The 16,112-nt window shown below is 59.4% G+C and carries 16 protein-coding genes and 1 pseudogene; 12 read left to right on the top strand and 5 right to left on the bottom strand.

Features of this window, described 5'->3' with window-relative positions; genetic code table 11:
- The first annotated feature begins 142 nt into the window (after positions 1 to 142).
- From ACRESH_RS08230 to ACRESH_RS08250, 5 genes are read left to right on the top strand one after another with little or no spacing between them, the layout of a single operon-like run.
- Entirely contained in the window at positions 143 to 1,534 is a 1,392-nt protein-coding gene (locus ACRESH_RS08230; protein ID WP_431741517.1) for a GntP family permease, read from the top strand.
- A 10-nt stretch (positions 1,535 to 1,544) separates the two neighbouring features.
- Positions 1,545 to 2,315 carry a 3-hydroxybutyrate dehydrogenase gene (hbdH, locus tag ACRESH_RS08235; protein WP_431741518.1) on the top strand — a complete coding sequence of 257 codons (771 nt, stop codon included), beginning with the start codon at positions 1,545 to 1,547 and terminating at the stop codon, positions 2,313 to 2,315.
- 55 nt (positions 2,316 to 2,370) lie between these two features.
- On the top strand, positions 2,371 to 2,850 hold the full coding sequence (gene eco, locus ACRESH_RS08240; RefSeq protein WP_431741519.1) for a serine protease inhibitor ecotin: 480 nt from the start codon (positions 2,371 to 2,373) through the stop codon (positions 2,848 to 2,850).
- A 26-nt stretch (positions 2,851 to 2,876) separates the two neighbouring features.
- The gene (locus ACRESH_RS08245) at positions 2,877 to 4,838 is read left to right on the top strand and encodes an acetoacetate--CoA ligase (RefSeq protein ID WP_431741520.1); all 1,962 of its coding nucleotides are present in this window, start codon (positions 2,877 to 2,879) and stop codon (positions 4,836 to 4,838) included.
- A gap of 35 nt (positions 4,839 to 4,873) precedes the next feature.
- Entirely contained in the window at positions 4,874 to 5,149 is a 276-nt protein-coding gene (locus tag ACRESH_RS08250) for a peptidylprolyl isomerase (protein WP_431741521.1), read from the top strand.
- Here ACRESH_RS08250 and ACRESH_RS08255 read toward each other — a convergent pair.
- Positions 5,146 to 5,406 carry a DUF1652 domain-containing protein gene (locus ACRESH_RS08255; protein ID WP_431741522.1) on the bottom strand — a complete coding sequence of 87 codons (261 nt, stop codon included), beginning with the start codon at positions 5,404 to 5,406 and terminating at the stop codon, positions 5,146 to 5,148. The two genes, ACRESH_RS08250 and ACRESH_RS08255, sit on opposite strands and share 4 nt — an antisense overlap.
- 117 nt (positions 5,407 to 5,523) lie before the next feature.
- Positions 5,524 to 6,150: a LysE family translocator gene (locus ACRESH_RS08260; RefSeq protein ID WP_431741523.1), complete on the bottom strand. Its 627-nt coding sequence runs from the start codon at positions 6,148 to 6,150 to the stop codon at positions 5,524 to 5,526.
- Positions 6,151 to 6,360: 210 nt separating this feature from the next.
- Between ACRESH_RS08260 and ACRESH_RS08265 the strand changes: the two genes are divergently transcribed.
- Both ACRESH_RS08265 and ACRESH_RS08270 read left to right on the top strand, forming a co-directional pair.
- Positions 6,361 to 7,179, top strand: coding sequence for an AraC family transcriptional regulator (locus tag ACRESH_RS08265; RefSeq protein WP_431741533.1), 819 nt, complete (start codon positions 6,361 to 6,363; stop codon positions 7,177 to 7,179).
- Between the two features lie 81 nt (positions 7,180 to 7,260).
- The gene (locus ACRESH_RS08270) at positions 7,261 to 7,884 is read left to right on the top strand and encodes a LysE family translocator (protein ID WP_431741524.1); all 624 of its coding nucleotides are present in this window, start codon (positions 7,261 to 7,263) and stop codon (positions 7,882 to 7,884) included.
- On the opposite strand, the gene ACRESH_RS08275 is transcribed toward ACRESH_RS08270, so the two are convergent.
- Positions 7,862 to 8,557: a metallophosphoesterase gene (locus ACRESH_RS08275; RefSeq protein ID WP_431741525.1), complete on the bottom strand. Its 696-nt coding sequence runs from the start codon at positions 8,555 to 8,557 to the stop codon at positions 7,862 to 7,864. The two genes, ACRESH_RS08270 and ACRESH_RS08275, sit on opposite strands and share 23 nt — an antisense overlap.
- A 77-nt stretch (positions 8,558 to 8,634) precedes the next feature.
- Here ACRESH_RS08275 and ACRESH_RS08280 point away from each other — a divergent pair, with 77 nt between their 5' ends.
- Complete coding sequence (locus ACRESH_RS08280) at positions 8,635 to 9,153, top strand: DUF3016 domain-containing protein (protein ID WP_431741526.1); 519 nt, start codon at positions 8,635 to 8,637, stop codon at positions 9,151 to 9,153.
- A 141-nt stretch (positions 9,154 to 9,294) separates the two neighbouring features.
- On the opposite strand, the gene ACRESH_RS08285 is transcribed toward ACRESH_RS08280, so the two are convergent.
- Entirely contained in the window at positions 9,295 to 9,723 is a 429-nt protein-coding gene (locus tag ACRESH_RS08285) for a TOBE domain-containing protein (protein WP_431741527.1), read from the bottom strand.
- Positions 9,724 to 9,862: 139 nt separating this feature from the next.
- The gene (locus tag ACRESH_RS08290) at positions 9,863 to 11,488 is read right to left on the bottom strand and encodes a methyl-accepting chemotaxis protein (RefSeq protein ID WP_431741534.1); all 1,626 of its coding nucleotides are present in this window, start codon (positions 11,486 to 11,488) and stop codon (positions 9,863 to 9,865) included.
- Positions 11,489 to 11,834: 346 nt separating this feature from the next.
- On the opposite strand from ACRESH_RS08290, the gene ACRESH_RS08295 reads away from it, so the two are divergent.
- The 4 genes and pseudogenes from ACRESH_RS08295 (at position 11,835) to ACRESH_RS08310 (ending at position 15,704) form a co-directional block, all read left to right on the top strand.
- The gene (locus ACRESH_RS08295; protein WP_431741528.1) at positions 11,835 to 13,226 is read left to right on the top strand and encodes a hypothetical protein; all 1,392 of its coding nucleotides are present in this window, start codon (positions 11,835 to 11,837) and stop codon (positions 13,224 to 13,226) included.
- 312 nt (positions 13,227 to 13,538) lie between these two features.
- Positions 13,539 to 13,823, top strand: a pseudogene (locus tag ACRESH_RS08300) (integrase core domain-containing protein); the annotation flags it as partial.
- A gap of 607 nt (positions 13,824 to 14,430) precedes the next feature.
- Positions 14,431 to 15,375 (top strand): universal stress protein, encoded by a 945-nt coding sequence (locus ACRESH_RS08305; protein ID WP_431741529.1) that lies wholly within the window; start codon positions 14,431 to 14,433, stop codon positions 15,373 to 15,375.
- Positions 15,376 to 15,461: 86 nt separating this feature from the next.
- Positions 15,462 to 15,704, top strand: a complete 243-nt coding sequence (locus tag ACRESH_RS08310; RefSeq protein WP_431741530.1) for a hypothetical protein — start codon at positions 15,462 to 15,464, stop codon at positions 15,702 to 15,704.
- Positions 15,705 to 16,112 lie beyond the last annotated feature (408 nt).

Here is a 16,112-nt window from a genome sequence, read left to right on the forward strand (position 1 = left end):
CGCGACAAGCCATCTCAAATCAGAGACAGTCAACCCACGAAAAACAAATTTATCTATATATTTCAATGACTTAAACTTCTGGCACGATTCCCGCTATCTCCAGCGAACCAACAAAAACAAGATGCACCCAAGGAGACACTCGATGAGTGTGATCATCGCCCTGGCAGCGCTCGCGCTGCTGATGCTGGCTGCCTACCGTGGTTATAGCGTTATCCTCTTCGCCCCCATCGCTGCACTCGGCGCGGTGCTGCTGACCGACCCTGCTGCCGTGGCCCCGGCTTTCACCGGCGTGTTCATGGAAAAAATGGTCGGCTTTATCAAACTGTACTTTCCGGTGTTCCTGCTCGGTGCGGTGTTCGGCAAGCTGATCGAGCTGTCCGGTTTCTCCCGCTCGATCGTCGCCGCGGCCATTCGCTTGCTCGGTACCCGTCAGGCCATGCTGGTCATCGTGCTGGTCTGCGCACTGCTGACATACGGCGGAGTTTCGCTGTTCGTGGTGGTGTTCGCGGTCTATCCATTCGCTGCCGAAATGTTCCGCCAGAGCAATATCCCCAAGCGCCTGATCCCGGCGACCATCGCCCTGGGTGCGTTTTCCTTCACCATGGATGCCCTGCCCGGCACCCCGCAGATCCAGAACATCATCCCCAGCACCTTCTTCAACACCACCGCCTGGGCGGCGCCCTGGCTGGGCCTGATCGGTACCCTGTTCGTGTTCTGCACCGGCATGCTTTACCTGCAGCGCCAGCGCAACAAGGCCCAGCGCGCCGGCGAAGGCTACGGCACAGACCTGCGCAACGAGCCGGAGACCGCCGCCGATCTCAAACTGCCTAATCCGCTGCTGGCGCTCTCGCCGCTGCTGCTGGTGGGGGTGATGAACCTGTTGTTCACTCACTGGATTCCCGCCTGGTACGGCAAGACCCACAGCCTCAGCCTGCCGGGCATGAGCGCCCCGGTGCAGAGCGACATCGCCAAGCTCACTGCGATCTGGGCGGTCGAGGCGGCCCTGCTGCTGGGTATCTTGCTGGTGCTGGTGGCCGGCTTTGACGCGATCAAAAATCGTCTGGCCGAAGGCAGCAGGAGTGCGGTCAACGGTGCGCTGCTGGCGGCGATGAACACCGCCTCGGAATACGGTTTCGGTGCGGTGATCGCCTCCTTGCCAGGTTTTCTGGTACTGGCCGATGCCCTGCGCGCCATCCCCAATCCGCTGGTCAACGAAGCGATTACCGTGACCTTGCTGGCCGGCATCACCGGTTCCGCGTCCGGGGGCATGAGTATCGCCCTGGCGGCGATGTCCGACAGTTTCATCGCCGCCGCCAATGCCGCCAACATTCCGCTTGAAGTGCTGCATCGCGTGGCAGCCATGGCCAGTGGCGGCATGGATACCCTGCCGCACAACGGCGCGGTCATCACCCTGCTGGCAGTCACCGGCCTGACCCACCGCGAGGCCTACAAGGACATTTTCGGCATTACCCTGATCAAGACCCTGGCAGTGTTCGTGGTCATCGCCACCTTCTATGCTACCGGCATCGTTTAAGGAGCTACTCATGCAACTCAAAGGCAAAACAGCAGTGGTTACTGGCTCCACCAGCGGCATCGGTCTGGGTATTGCCCATGTGTTGGCCAAGGCCGGCGCCAACCTGATTCTCAACGGCTTCGGCGACGCCAGCGCGGCCATCGCCGAGGTGGCCCGCCATGGTACCCGGGTCGGCCATCACCCGGCCGACCTTGGCGATGTGGCGCAGATCGAAGACCTGTTCGCCTATGCCGAACGGGACTTTGGCGGCGTCGATATTCTCGTCAACAACGCCGGCATCCAGCATGTGGCCGCCGTCGAAGACTTCCCGCTGGAGCGCTGGGATTCGATCATCGCCATCAACCTGAGCGCCGTGTTCCATGGCACCCGCCTAGTGCTGCCGGGCATGCGCCAGCGCAACTGGGGACGGATCGTCAACATTGCCTCGGTGCATGGCCAGGTCGGCTCCACCGGCAAGGCGGCTTACGTTGCCGCCAAGCACGGGGTGGTCGGACTGACCAAGGTGGTGGGCCTGGAAACCGCCACCAGCAACATCACCTGCAACGCCATTTGCCCAGGCTGGGTGCTGACTCCGCTGGTGCAAAAGCAGATTGATGACCGCGCCGCCAGTGGCATCGATGCACAACAAGCGCAGTACGATCTACTGGCCGAGAAGCAGCCCTCGTTGGCCTTCGTCACTCCCGAACATCTGGGTGAGCTGGTATTGTTCCTCTGTAGCGAGGCTGGCAGTCAGGTTCGTGGCGCTGCCTGGAACATCGATGGCGGCTGGCTGGCCCAATGACGGGCGGCCCGGGATCTGGCTGCGGCATCGTCTTTTTTACCTGCAAGGAGGCCTTATGCGCCCAATCCCTTTCACTGCGTTGCTCACCCTGACCCTGGCTCTCGGCACGATGGTACAGGCCGCCAGTCTCAAGGAAGTCGCGCCCTATCCCGAGGCCGAAAAAGGCTTTACCCGCCAGGTCATCCACCTGCCGCAACAAGCCGATGAGTCGGCCTTCAAACTGGAAGTGCTGGCCGGCAAGCAGCTGCAAGTCGACTGCAACCGCCAGCACCTGGGCGGTACGCTGGAAGAACAGTCCCTGCAAGGCTGGGGTTACAGTTACTACCGTCTGGAAAAGGTCATGGGCCCGGCCTCGACATTAATGGCCTGCCCGGACAACACCAAGAAAGTCGCTTTTGTCCCGGTGGTCGGTGACGGTTTCCTGCTGCGCTACAACAGCAAGCTGCCGGTAGTGGTCTATGTGCCTGAAGGCGTCGAAGTGCGCTACCGCATCTGGTCAGCCGCGGACGAGGTGAAGAAAGCTACAGTGGAATAAAGGGCTCCACACAAGGGGAACGCGTCATGAACGAAGTGCTTTGGCGCCCAAGCGAGGCGCGCATTCAGGCCAGTCGCATGGATGCCTTTCGCCGTGAGGTCAACCGCAAGTACGACCTGACACTGGCCGACTACGAGCAGTTGCACCGCTGGAGCATCGAGCAACGTGCCGCGTTCTGGCAGACCCTTGCCGATTTCTTCCAGGTGCGCTGGCATCAGCCAGCCACCCAGGTCCTCGACGAAGGACCACAGATGCCCAACGCCCGCTGGTTCAGCGGCGCAACCCTGAATTTCGCCGAACACTTGCTGCGTCGCCGCGACCCGCATCCGGCAGTGGTGGCGGTGCGTGAGGACGGCGAACGGCAAATCATCAGCCATGCTGAGCTGGCCGCACAGGTCGCGGGGCTGCAGCGCAGCTTCCAGGCTGCCGGCATCGGCGTCGGCGATCGCGTGGCAGCTTGTATGCCCAACACCTGGCAGACCTTGGTGGCGATGCTCGCCGGCACCAGCCTGGGCGCCATCTGGTCCTGTTCTTCGCCAGAGTTCGGCACCCACGGCATCATTGACCGCTTCGGCCAGATCGAGCCCAAACTGCTGATGGTCTGTGCCGGTTATCAGTACGCTGGCAAGCCCATCGACCAGGTCGACAAGATCAATCAGGTGCTGGCTCAGTTGCCCAGCCTTGAACACTTGCTGGTAGTGCCTTACAGCCGTGCCCACACCCGCACTGCCGAGTTCCTCAGCAGCGCCCGCGTCAGCCTGTGGGACGATTTCTATCAGCCCGGTGGCGAACCGCAGTTCACCCCACTGCCCTTCGACCACCCGCTTTACATTCTTTATTCCAGCGGCACCACGGGCGTACCCAAGTGCATCGTCCACAGCGCCGGTGGTGTGCTCCTGCAGCACTTGAAGGAACACGGCCTGCACAGCGACCTGGGCGCGGATGACGTGCTGTTCTACTACACCACCTGTGGGTGGATGATGTGGAACTGGTTGGCCAGCGGCCTGGCGGCCGGCACGACCCTGCTGCTGTATGACGGTTCGCCCTTGCATCCCGGCCCCGAGCGCTTGCTCGACCTGATCGATAGCGAACGGATTACTGCTTTTGGTACCAGCGCCAAGTACCTGGCAACCCTGGAACATGCGCATATCCGGCCATGCCTGAGTCATCGCCTGGACTCACTCAAATTGTTACTGTCCACCGGCTCGCCGCTGTCGCCAGAGAGCTACGGCTATGTCTACCGCGAGTTCAAGGCCGACCTGTGCCTGGCCTCGATGTCCGGCGGTACTGACATCTGCTCCTGCTTCGTCATCGGCAACCCGGTGCTGGCCGTGCGGCGCGGGCAGATCCAGTGCAAGAGTCTGGGCATGGCCGTGGAGGTCTGGGACGATGACGGTAAAGCCCTGATCGGCGAGAAAGGCGAACTGGTCTGCACCCGGCATTTTCCGGCCATGCCCCTGGGTTTCTGGAACGATCCGCACGCCGAGCGCTTCCATGCCGCTTACTTCAGCCAGTTTCCCGGCGTCTGGGCCCAAGGCGACTATGCCGAACAGACGCCGGAAGGCGGCATGATTATCTACGGCCGCTCGGACGCGGTACTCAATCCCGGCGGCGTGCGCATCGGCACCGCGGAAATCTACCGTCAGGTAGAGAAGATCGACGCAGTGCTGGAGAGCGTTGCCATTGGCCAACGTTGGCACAACGATGTGCGCGTGGTGCTGTTCGTGCGTCTGCGCGAAGGCCTGCAACTGGATGAGGCTCTGCAGAAGCAGATTCGCCAGGTGATCCGCAGTAACACCACCGCGCGCCATGTGCCAGCGGTGATCGCTGCAGTCAGCGATATCCCGCGCACCATCAGCGGCAAGATCGTCGAGCTGGCGATTCGCAATGTGGTCCATGGCGAACCGGTGAAAAACACCGACGCGCTGGCCAACCCCGAGGCCCTCGAACAATTTCGTGACCGCCCGGAGCTGCGTGATCAGGCATAATGCGCGGTTTTAGCGCTTTGCGAAGGTAGCTCAAGATGAAAGCACAGGCTCGGCATATTCTGGTCAAGAGCGCTGAAGAAGCCGAACAACTCAAGCAACGCATCGCCAAAGGCGAGGCGTTCGATGTGCTGGCCAAAAAGTATTCGACTTGCCCATCGGGCAAACGCGGCGGTGACCTGGGCGAAGTGCGTCCAGGGCAGATGGTGGGAGCCATCGACCAGGTGATTTTCAAAAAACCGCTGCGTGTCGTACACGGCCCGATCAAGAGCAAGTTCGGCTATCACCTGGTCCAGGTGTTCTACCGCGACTAGAGGCCATCGCGGTGCCGTCCTGCGTGAAGCTGGCGCTGGTCGGCCAAGTCATTGCGCAAGCCTACGATCAGGTTGGAAATCGCCCGGCTACTGGTCAACTGTTCGGCGCTGATACCGGTCACCAGCAGGTCGACCCGCTCGCAACTGCGATCGAACACCTTGACGGTCAACGAACGGTCCGCAGCCAGGGTGCACTGGCAGCGGGTGGGTAAAAAACTGCTTTCGATGATGTTGCGCAACTCCAGGGTCGAGAGCATCGGTAGGTCTCCTTGGCAGATGGCGGACAGCGGATCCGTGTGCCCGGTCCAGCCATAAGCCTAGGACATATCCCCAGCAGCCTCAGACCCTTTCTCTATAAGCACCTGCCCAGGGGACTAGGCCCGGCGCGCCGCCAACAGGCCGATCCCGGCGCAACCGAGCAGTGTTGCACTGACCCGGTTGAACAACCGCCGTGGCCCTGACTGATTGAACCAGCGCTGCAGATAGGCGCCCAACCAGGCGTAGATGACAATCGCCGCCCATTCCAGCAGCAGGAACAAACCACCCAACCAGGCGAATTGCTCGGCCACCGGCAGCGGGCTTGCGACCTGGACGAACTGCGGCAGGAAGGCAGTGAAAATCAAGATCGCCTTGGGATTGCCCGCCGCCACCAGAAATTCCTGGCGCGCCAGACGCAAGGTGCCGCCCTGGCACTCGGCACTCACGGTCGCGGCAGCAACCGGTGCCCGCCACAGTTGCCAGGCAATGTAGAACAGATAGGCAGCGCCTAGCAGCTTGATGGTCAGGAACAGGTACTCGCTGGTATGCAGCACCGCTGCAAGCCCCATGGCCGCCAGCACGATCATCCCGGCAAACGCCAGCAGCCGGCCGACCCCGGCCACACAGGCAATGCGCAGGCCGTAACGGCTGGCATTGTGCAGTGACAACAGGTTGTTCGGACCTGGCGCCATGTTCAGGGCGAAACAGGCAGGTACGAACAGGGCGAGTAGAGACAAGTCCATGATAGTGCTCCGACAGCTGGAAGCTGCAGGTTCCGTTCAGAGGCCCCCAAGCGTCAAGGTACAGTTGGGCAAAAAAACTGTGCCTTGATTCCAATAGACACAGCCGATTGACTTCCGCGCCGCAATCCACTTGCATGTTCATCCCGCCTCATAGCCCCGAGACCGCCCATGAGCCTGATGGAACAGACGCTACAGTGCCCGGAAAACGTCATGCCTCGGGCCGCTGAGCGGCACAGCGCATTCTGGCGTGACCCAGCCCTGCCCTTTGTAGAAAGCCGCCAGGCCTGCCACAGCCGGACCTGCTACAAACCCCACAGTCACCCAACCTTCTCCATCGGCGCGGTGGACCAGGGCTGCAGCCTGTTCACTGGCGCAGGCCAGGGGCAGGCGCGCCTGTTGCCCGGTACGCTGGTGTTTGTCCCGGCCCATTGCGTGCATGCCTGTAACCCTGAGCCCGGGATGTTCTGGAGCTATCAGATGCTGCACCTGGACGCCGCCTGGCTGCGAGCCCTGCGCCTGGAGTCCGGCCAGTCGGCCAGTGACGGCGAGCCGGCACGCATCAGCCGCGACGCGTTCACTTACCAGCGCTTCTGTCGACTCAACGACATGCTGTTTTCCGCCGTACCTGGCGCCGAAAAAGAGGCCGCATTGATCGAGTTTCTCGCTGATTACGAGGCCGGCGCCCATCAACCGTTGGCCAGTTCGCTGTTGCCGCAGCTGCCAGACAGCACCCTCAAGGCCCTGCTGCAGTGCCTTGAGGATGAAGGCAACAACCATCTGACCCTGAGCGAACTGGCCACGCTGGCGGGCATGGGCCGCTACCAGTTGATCCGCGCCTTTCGCGCCGCCACCGGACTCACCCCGCACGCCTACCAGTTGAACCAACGCGTCAACCTGGCCCGTGGCTGGCTGCGCAACGGCACGCCAGTCGCGGATATCGCCTACCGCCTGGGCTTTGCTGACCAGAGCCATTTCCAGCGCGTGTTCAAAGCCCATACCGGCGTGACCCCGGGTCTTTATCGGCGCTGAACGCCCGCAATTTTCTTCAATACAGCCACACAGCCCTGCCCAGACAATCGCCAGCCTTATTGCTGAACAAGATTGAGTGCCATGGAGCAGTTCTTGATGGTTGCCGCAGCGCATTTTCTCGCCCTGCTGTCGCCCGGCCCGGATTTCTTCCTGGTCGCGCGCAGCGCCATGAGCGCCGGTTGGCGCGTTGCCACTGGCGCTTGCCTGGGGATCGCCCTGGCCAATGGTGCCTTTATCCTGACCGCCTTTGCCGGTCTCTCGGCGCTGCGCCCAGACAGCGCGCTGTTCATCGTCATTCAGTTGGCGGGCTGCGCCTACCTGCTGTACATCGGCAGTCTGTTCATTCGCCATGCCGGCAGCAGTTCGTTGGCCGCAACCGACCACAGCCATCCACCCAGCGTACAGACGTCCTGGTGGCAAGGGCTGGGTATGGGGCTTGTGTCAGGCATCCTCAATCCCAAGAACGCGTTGTTCTACGTCAGCCTGGCGAGCATGGTCGCCAACGCCAGCCTTGGCTGGAAGCTGTTCTATGGCCTGTGGATGTTCACCGTGGTGCTGGCCTGGGACGTGCTGGTCGCCATGGCCATCGGCAACCTGCGCATACGGCGGCAATTTTCGCGTTCGCTGCCATGGCTTGAGCGGGTATCGGGCGCAGTGCTGATCGCACTGGCTTTGGCCGTGATCATTCACCTTCTGTGGCGCTGACCAGGCTGAGGGTGTCCAGCGCCAACAGGCTGAAATGACCACGGGACCAACCGCCGGTATCGATATGCCAGATATTGCCCAGCACCCTCACCGCGTGCAGAGGGGTATGACCAACGATCAACGCTCGCAAGCCAGCAATCGGTCGTTCGTCATCCACTTGCAGCCGACGCCGCGACCACTGGCAGTATTCCTGAAGCTCGCGCGGCACTTGGACCTGCAGTTGCTCGCACAACTCGGACCAGCTGGCACACGGACAATCGGCATGCAGCAGGCCGACCAGCCCACCCGGCGTTTCGATTTCAAGGGCCAGAGGCATACGCGCAAAACGCTCGGCAAAACGTACCTGTTCGCTGGCTGGCAGGTCGAGAAACCAGCCACCGCCCGCAGCACGGTACTGACCGTAATCCAGCCAGCCGCCACTCACATGCGTCACCGCCAGCGCCTCGTGGTTACCCTGCACCGCATGGAACCAAGGCTGTTCCAGCCAATGCAGCGCTTGCGGGCATTCCGGCCCCCGGTCCACCAGGTCACCGACGCTGAACAAGCGGTCCACTGCTGGATCGAAACCGATGGCCCGCAGTTGTACCTGCAGGCGCTGGAAGTGCCCGTGAATATCGCCCACCGCATAATCCCGGCCATGCGCGTTGATGGCAAACCGTTCGATCCGACTCACGGTGCACTCCCCTAACCCGCCAACCTTGGCAGGCGTACAATAACAGCAGTGCAGACACCTGCACCTGGAGGTGAATCATGCGCCCTGCCCTGACCTTTGTCGCCCTGAGCCTGCTGGCGTCAAGCAGCCTGGCTCAAACGCCGCCGGCCGCCTCGGTCGAGGTCAATTACGACAAACCCGAACACTTTCGCGATGCAAGCCTGGACAGCAACGGTTACGAGCGCGGTGCCGACGAGCATGTGATGAAAGAGCTGCGCAGCTATCTGCAGACCCTGGGCAAGCGCTACCTGCCACCCGGGCAGACCCTGCGCATCGACATCCGCGACATCGACCTGGCCGGCCGCTACGAACCCTGGCATGCCCAGGCCTATACGATACGCTTCATGCGCGACATCACCTGGCCCAGTATCGACCTGCACTACGAGCTCTGGCAACAAGGTAAGCCGCTAAGCCAGGCCGATGCTCACGTCACGGACAAGTTCTACTTGCAGCGCCCAGGACGTAGAGCCAACAGCGACCGGCTGTATGCGGAAAAAGCCATGCTCCAAGAGTGGTTCCGCAAACAGTTTGCCGTGCCGCGCCCGACTTCGTCCTGAACCGAACGACACGCTTGGGGAAGGCGCTACGGGCAGCATGTACAAGCGCCCCAGGTCTTTGAGCCCTACCGCCTGCACCAGAGGCTGCTGGCGCGTGAGTCTACCGTGGCAGGGCTGCATGAAGTGAAGACTGGCGCTTTATCAGGCCGGCATACCGAGGATGATGTGGGAGGCCTTAATCACTGCAGTAGCCTTTACGCCGGGTGCCAGGCCCAACTCAGCAACAGCATCACGCGTCACGATCGAGTAAACCTTTGTACCGCCAGCCAACTCGATCACCACCTCGGCGTTGACGGCGCCATCGTTGACGCTGAGCACCTTGCCTTGCAGGCAGTTGCGTGCGGAGAGCCGAATGTCACTCGACTCGGTCATCAACATCACCCAAGGCGCCTTGATCAAAGCAACGGCCTCTTTGCCTGCGGCAATACCAAGGTTCTTGACGCTTTCCATCGTCACGACCGCGACCAGTTGCTCACCACCGGGCAGCGCCAAACTGACCTCGGCGTTCACAGCGCCTTGCTGTACGTGGCTGACTTGGCCTTTGAATACGTTGCGTGCACTGACCTTCATGAGACGACCCTTTTCTTGACTTTAAAGTTAGGATTTGCGGCGCATATTCATGGCTAGCGTAGTATAAAAACAACTACAGCGGCCCAAGAGTACCTGGGCTTGGCTGTGTTTGCGCCTGCAGTGCCCTTGATAGTTCAAGCTAAGTCCTGAACTTCGACACCATCGCATTCAGCTCCACTGCCAGGCGTGAAAGATCCTGGCTGGCGGCACTGGTCTGATTGGCGCCTGCTGATGTTTGTGTAGACAGATCACGTATGTTTACCAGGTTACGATCCACTTCACGGGCAACCTGAGCCTGCTCTTCGGAAGCCGAAGCGATCACCAGGTTACGCTCGTTGATCGAGGAGATCGAACTGGCGATCACTTCCAGTGCCGCGCCAGCCGCCTGAGCCACCTCCAGGGTATTGTTGGCCCGGTTCTGGCTGCTGTGTATGGCACCGACCGCTCGCTCCGAGCCAGACTGTATGCCGCCGATCATCTGGCCGATTTCCTTGGTCGACGCCTGGGTTCGGTGGGCCAGGGCACGCACTTCATCGGCGACCACGGCAAAACCACGCCCTGCATCGCCGGCACGGGCGGCCTCGATGGCAGCGTTCAAGGCCAGCAGGTTGGTTTGATCGGCAATGGCACCGATCACATCAAGCACCTGGCCAATCTCGTTCACCTGGTTGGCCAGTTGTCCGATCTCTTCCGAGGTGACAGTCACATCGCTGGCAAGCGCCCGGATCGATTCCAGTGCCTGCTTGACCTGATCACGCCCCTGCAGAGTGGTCTGATCGGCCACCTGGGAAGCATCGGCAGTACTCGACGCGTTGCTGGCAACTTCCTCGACGGCGACGGTCATCTGGTTTACTGCCGTCGCGGCCTGATCGATCTCGGCGCTCTGTTGGTGCAGGCCACGGCTAGTGTCCTCGGTCACTGCATGTAGTTCTTCCGAAGCCGAGGCCAATTGGTCAGACGCGCTGGAAATCTGCCGGATCGTGTCGCGCAGGCTCTGCTGCATGGTTCGTAGCGAAGACAGGAGCATGGCCGGTTCGTCGTGCCCTTCAACACGGATTTCCTGGGTCAGATCACCACTTGCTACACGATTGGCGACCTCCACCGCCTCAGCCATGGGAGCGACGATGCTGCGGGTCAGCAGGATGGCAATGATTGTCATCACCAGCAGGATAACCACCAGCGCGACCACCACCACAGTCACTGCTTCTGTGAACGCCTCGCTGCTACCCTGCGCGGAGGTATAGGCACCCTCGGAATTGAAGCGGATAAGCGTGGTCAGCGCTTTCATCATCGTGTCGGCGTATTCGGCAAGGGGGCCGTTGACCAGGCGTTCGGCCTCTTCTATACGCCCGGCTGCTACCGCAGCAACGATCTCTGTCTGAAGTGCCAGGTAGCGTTTGTATTGGGCGATGAAATGGTCGAAGAGTTCTCGATCCTGCGCCAGCGTAATGGTTTTTTCGTAAGCGCCCAGGTGTTCGGGCATCGTCTTGTTGACCGATTCAATGAGATCAAGGCTGCGCTGGCGCTCGCTGACATCATTGAGCAACACGCTGCGCAAGGTCAGCGCACGCGCTCTGCCCAGACTCGTTCCTACCTCACCGAGTGCAATAATCGCCGGCAACCAATCTTCCCGGATGCCATCGGTAGCAGCGTCCATCTGCTTGGCCTGAAAGAGCGAGACCAACCCCATTAACAGGATCAACACTGCCAAAAATGTGAACGTACATCCTGCTCGCATTCCTATCTTCACGTTTCGTAACTGCATGACCTGCTCCCTAATAAAGTCATTCGCCGTGATCGGCCGTGGATAGCTATTGCCAGTCGTCGGTGAAGCTGTCACACAGCAGCCGCCCGCTCCGGTGCGGACCCATTAGCTGCTGGCTTCCCAGCAATGATGCCAAAATGATATCGCTCAAGTCTATTAGGATGCATGAATGGCATGGGTGACTCAGGTTATTAGCGTATAGCGCGCCCTCGTCCTCCCCCTTTCCTTCTGACCCCAGATGTCCAAAGGCCACCTACACTCTTGATGATTGCCGGTGCAAAGTGGACGCCTAGTATTCGCCATCAGCTTCCGGCCTGGAATTCAATACCAGAGGGTAAACTAGGCCATGAACACCTCTACCAGACTGTCCTGCTTGATAGGCCTGCTGTTCTGCCTGCCAGCCTATGCCGAAACGGCTGCAGATCCGAAAATGCTGGACTACTTCAATGAACTGCTCAAAACCTGTTATGCACAGCTGGATACATGGCGCTTCAATTATCGCCTGCAAGTCGGCATTGCCATCCTGGTCGGCGTGCTGGGGCTGGTGGCCGCCGCGTTGCAGGGCAGCAGTGCGAACTATGTCAAAAGTGCAACGGTCGCCCTCGGGGTTGTCATCTCCGGCATCACCATCGCGGTGAATACGCTGGAAATGAACAACTACCAGCAAATCGCCGTCTCTATCAACAAGGTCGAGAAGATCGTGCGCAAGATGGAGACTGAGCACTTGAACTACAGGACGTTCAAAGAGCCGGCCAATCAATTCGCAGCCCAGGAGTTTCAAAATCAATATAAGCGCTTCCAGGCAATCATCGACCCACCGGACAGTGGGCCCACGAACCCCGTCGGGGTTCAACTTAAGCTGTTGTCTTCGGCCTATGCAGCGGAAGCCCTGCCAGACTGGCTGAAGAAACTGCCGGACAACCCCAAGAACCTGTACTTCGTTGGCGTCGCCGATAGCGCCCAGTTGCCCGATGCTCAAGCGGAGTCGATTCGCACGGCGAAAATAGCGGCCACCCAGTTCCTGCGCGAGACAGTACAGGCCTCGATGGATAGCACCGGCCGTGTGGATCCGCTGGAGGGCACGCTGACAAGCCCGGCCGAGGAGGTCGACAATCACATCACCTATGATGAAAAGACCGGGCTTTATCGCTATTACAGTCTTGTCAGGGTCAACAGGTCCCAGGCGCAGAGCAGTACCCGTTTCCAGTACCTGAAAAGTGGCATCGACAGCCCGGTGGCGGCTTTCGAATCGATCAATGAGGTCCAGCGCCAGGACAACGACTACGCCGCCAGACGCCTGCATTTGCAGGAGCAACAGATCGAACAGACCAGCAAGATGCTGTCCGCGCAGCAATACCAGAAGTTTTCCGACGCCCGTCAAGCCAGGAGAGCCAAAGCGCCACAACAGGCGATTCCCTTGCTGAAGGAGGTCCTTGCGCAACAGCCCGACTTCTACCTGGGCTGGTTCAACCTGGCCCTGGCCTACTCCAATACCCAGGAAGATCTGCCCGCCCGCCAGGCCTACAAACGGGCGGTGGCCCTGGAGCCGTCACAGCCGGCCAGGGACAGTTCGGTCTACAACGCTTATGGGCATTTTCTCTTGGAACGGCATGAGTATTGCGAATCGACCAAGCTTCTGCAGCAGGCGCTGACGTTGGAGCCGCAGAACACGCTGGCTCGGCGCAACCTGGAGAAAGCCAGGAGCGATATGCGTCAAGACGCAATCCAGTGCCCCTGACACGCGGGAATCGACATAGGCCTTGGCCGCCCCTTCCTGACGCTGGGCGCACTGCGCCCAGCTGCGGCTATGGGCCTGCGGTGGGACGATATCGATCTGGCGGCGAAGACTGCAAACATCCGCCGTATCTTCGTCGGGGCCGAGAACCTGTAGTTGGGTGACGCCACGCGCTATCAAACACTGCCCATCAGGTCGGCCATTTCGAGAATCCTGGCGTAATCCATTGCCAGGTTACTGTTGGTGATGATCCCAGCTATCACCAGCTGTCGAATCGACCGAGCATGAAGCCAGCGCTCCAGACCAGTAGCCGTATATGGCAGCCGCAGCTTCCGCCAGCGGCTGTGGCGTTATCGCTTCAAGCAGAGCATGAGTCGGCGCGGAAACTGCCACGATAATGCGCCAATGGAGCGGTTATTTCGCAGCTTGAAAACGCAATGGGTACCGACTGTGGGTTACACGAGCGCTTCGCTGGCACAGCAGGATATCGGACGGTTTTTGATGCAACATTACAACTGGCAAAGGCCGCATCAATTTAACAGCGGGTTGACGCCCGCTGTGGCCAAGGAAAAACTTAACGCGGTGTCCGGGATTAGTTGACCACTACAAAGGCAGTGGAGCAGCACGGTTGTATAAAATCAAATTCTGCTTGTTCAGTGTTTCTTTAGGTGAAAATTAACTAACTCAACCGACCAACTGTATAAGCACCAAGCTCAACACCCCTCATAATACTCGCCCATTGAGTTGAGCGAGCAGAACGCTCGCCAGAGAGCAACTTGATTCATAAGGCGTCCACCTAGACGAAGCATGAACGCGGCAGCTAACGCGTTTCATTTCCAGCTGCGAGCCAGCAAGAAGTAACGCAACACTTCCAACATAAAGTGTATCTAGCGCGTTACACCTAAGTACTCTTTATGTAACTGTAATGAAACAACAGCGTCAAGGCTGGGGAGTCAGCTCGCGCAGTTGCAAGAGCGATCAACAGAAGCTCCGGAGCCAATAGTGCAGTTCAAACGTTAATGGCCAAATGGAGTGGGCAAGATTCGATTCTAGCTGTCGCGTGCATGATTTCGTTTGGTGAGCTTACGACTGACAAGCGGGGCAAGGGTCGGCCAGCAACGCGTACAGCCCGCGCTAAGGTGCGTAGGCCAAGAGCGCCAGTGTCCCCCGTCCGCATAAAAACGTACTCACGCACAGGAAGACACTCATGCACACCGTTCGTAACACCTTGGTGGTAGTGGACTCGCAGCAGTCCAGTGAGCTGATCCTACACAGAGCTAAAATGATTGCCACCGCCACTCGATCACATCTGCACCTGCTGGCCTGCAACAAGGGAAATCATCATTCCTCTTACTTGAACGACCTACAAGGCTCCTTGGCACAAGAAGGTTATAGCGTTAGTGCGCAGCAGGCCTGGCATGGGAGCTCACACAAGACCATCATTGCCGCTCAACAGGCGCAAGGCTGCGGCCTGGTGATCAAACAGCATTTGACTGACAACCCGCTGATGAAGGCCCTGCTCACTCCTGAGGACTGGAAGCTGCTGCGATACTGCCCCAGCCCAGTGCTCTTGGTAAAAACCATCAGGCCCTGGACCGGTGGCACCATTCTCGCGGCCGTCGACGTCGGCAGCAGTGATGTGGAGCATCGCGTCCTGCATTCTGGCATCGTCAGCCACGGCTACGACATCGCCAAACTGGCCAGCGGCACTCTACACATGATGTGTGCCTACCCCTATCCAATGCTCTCGGCGAGCGATCCCATACTTCAACTCAAGGAGAGCATCCAGGCTTACTATCGCGACCAGTGCAAGAGGTTCCAACACGAGTTTCACATCAAGGACGCACACCTGCATGTCGAGGAAGGCCCTCCCGACGTGATGATTCCGTACCTGGCACACAAGCTAGAAGCGGCGCTTACGGTGATAGGTAGCGTGGCACGTAGCGGACTGAGCGGCGCCTTGATCGGCAACACCGCCGAGATGATTCTGGACACGCTGGACAGCGACGTACTGGTACTCAAGCCAGATGACATCATCCCTCACCTGGAAGAGCTAGCCGCACCACCTCCGAGTTCTTCGGACGATACCGCGGCATCCTCTTGGCCGTATAACCACCATAACCATCGAACGCATTTTTTAGGTGGAAGTTAGCTGCCCCGGCTAACCAACTGTCTTGGCATACTGAATCGCCCTGGAGTCGCTGAGGCTATGCGCTCGACACACTGTGCGAATGGGCGATGCAATCTGCGGCTCTGCTCATTGAGCGCTTGATCCATGCCATCCGGTCGCTGAAGCAGCACCAGGCCGTGAAGTTCCTGGCGCCACCACAGCACGAGATCAAACTATCGAGGTGCTCAGACAAAGAAGTGCTATCGGCTGCGATGATCCTCATCAAAATATCGGCACTGGCCGAGAAGGAAGCGCCGCCAGGCGCGAAGTACCCACGTGACTACCGAGTTAAAGAGAAGGCTGTGGCCTAACACCCAGACCAAAACGCTAGCCATCCAGACAATCTTCAACCCAAATTATCACTGATTCGCGGCGCCCTCCTCGTCTTTACCAATCGTTGCTGACGGTACCGATGGCGGAGGCGAAGAGTCAAAAGAGATATTATTAAGATATGGCAACTCAGCTTTTATAAGTTCAAACGCTTTCTCTCGAAGCTCGCGCTTCTGTTGAACATACTCTTGGGGTGAGATGAAGCCATTGAACCGATCAATACAGAGATCTGAAAGTCCATCACGGTGATACTGAACACCTTGGGATGGTCTGAAATAGCCGAATACTCTCCGGCTATCGAGCGGTCAGCACTTCAAAAAACGATGCTCATCGAAAATCCGATTGGTTCTCCACGCTTTTCAGGCTGCCTGGCGGCTGCGAGGCGTCCC

This window comes from Pseudomonas sp., assembly GCF_050739775.1.
Taxonomy (GTDB): Bacteria; Pseudomonadota; Gammaproteobacteria; order Pseudomonadales; family Pseudomonadaceae; genus Aquipseudomonas.

Excerpts from the sequence above, each read along its gene's own strand:
- hbdH (WP_431741518.1), top strand. The coding sequence starts at position 1,545 with ATGCAACTCAAAGGCAAAACAGCAGTGGTTACTGGCTCCACCAGCGGC.
- ACRESH_RS08270 (WP_431741524.1), top strand. The coding sequence starts at position 7,261 with ATGGAGCAGTTCTTGATGGTTGCCGCAGCGCATTTTCTCGCCCTGCTG.
- ACRESH_RS08265 (WP_431741533.1), top strand. The coding sequence starts at position 6,361 with ATGCCTCGGGCCGCTGAGCGGCACAGCGCATTCTGGCGTGACCCAGCC.
- ACRESH_RS08260 (WP_431741523.1), bottom strand. The coding sequence starts at position 6,150 with ATGGACTTGTCTCTACTCGCCCTGTTCGTACCTGCCTGTTTCGCCCTG.
- ACRESH_RS08295 (WP_431741528.1), top strand. The coding sequence starts at position 11,835 with ATGAACACCTCTACCAGACTGTCCTGCTTGATAGGCCTGCTGTTCTGC.
- ACRESH_RS08285 (WP_431741527.1), bottom strand. The coding sequence starts at position 9,723 with ATGAAGGTCAGTGCACGCAACGTATTCAAAGGCCAAGTCAGCCACGTA.
- ACRESH_RS08255 (WP_431741522.1), bottom strand. The coding sequence starts at position 5,406 with ATGCTCTCGACCCTGGAGTTGCGCAACATCATCGAAAGCAGTTTTTTA.
- ACRESH_RS08230 (WP_431741517.1), top strand. The coding sequence starts at position 143 with ATGAGTGTGATCATCGCCCTGGCAGCGCTCGCGCTGCTGATGCTGGCT.
- ACRESH_RS08245 (WP_431741520.1), top strand. The coding sequence starts at position 2,877 with ATGAACGAAGTGCTTTGGCGCCCAAGCGAGGCGCGCATTCAGGCCAGT.
- ACRESH_RS08290 (WP_431741534.1), bottom strand. The coding sequence starts at position 11,488 with ATGCAGTTACGAAACGTGAAGATAGGAATGCGAGCAGGATGTACGTTC.
- ACRESH_RS08280 (WP_431741526.1), top strand. The coding sequence starts at position 8,635 with ATGCGCCCTGCCCTGACCTTTGTCGCCCTGAGCCTGCTGGCGTCAAGC.
- eco (WP_431741519.1), top strand. The coding sequence starts at position 2,371 with ATGCGCCCAATCCCTTTCACTGCGTTGCTCACCCTGACCCTGGCTCTC.
- ACRESH_RS08305 (WP_431741529.1), top strand. The coding sequence starts at position 14,431 with ATGCACACCGTTCGTAACACCTTGGTGGTAGTGGACTCGCAGCAGTCC.
- ACRESH_RS08310 (WP_431741530.1), top strand. The coding sequence starts at position 15,462 with ATGCAATCTGCGGCTCTGCTCATTGAGCGCTTGATCCATGCCATCCGG.
- ACRESH_RS08250 (WP_431741521.1), top strand. The coding sequence starts at position 4,874 with ATGAAAGCACAGGCTCGGCATATTCTGGTCAAGAGCGCTGAAGAAGCC.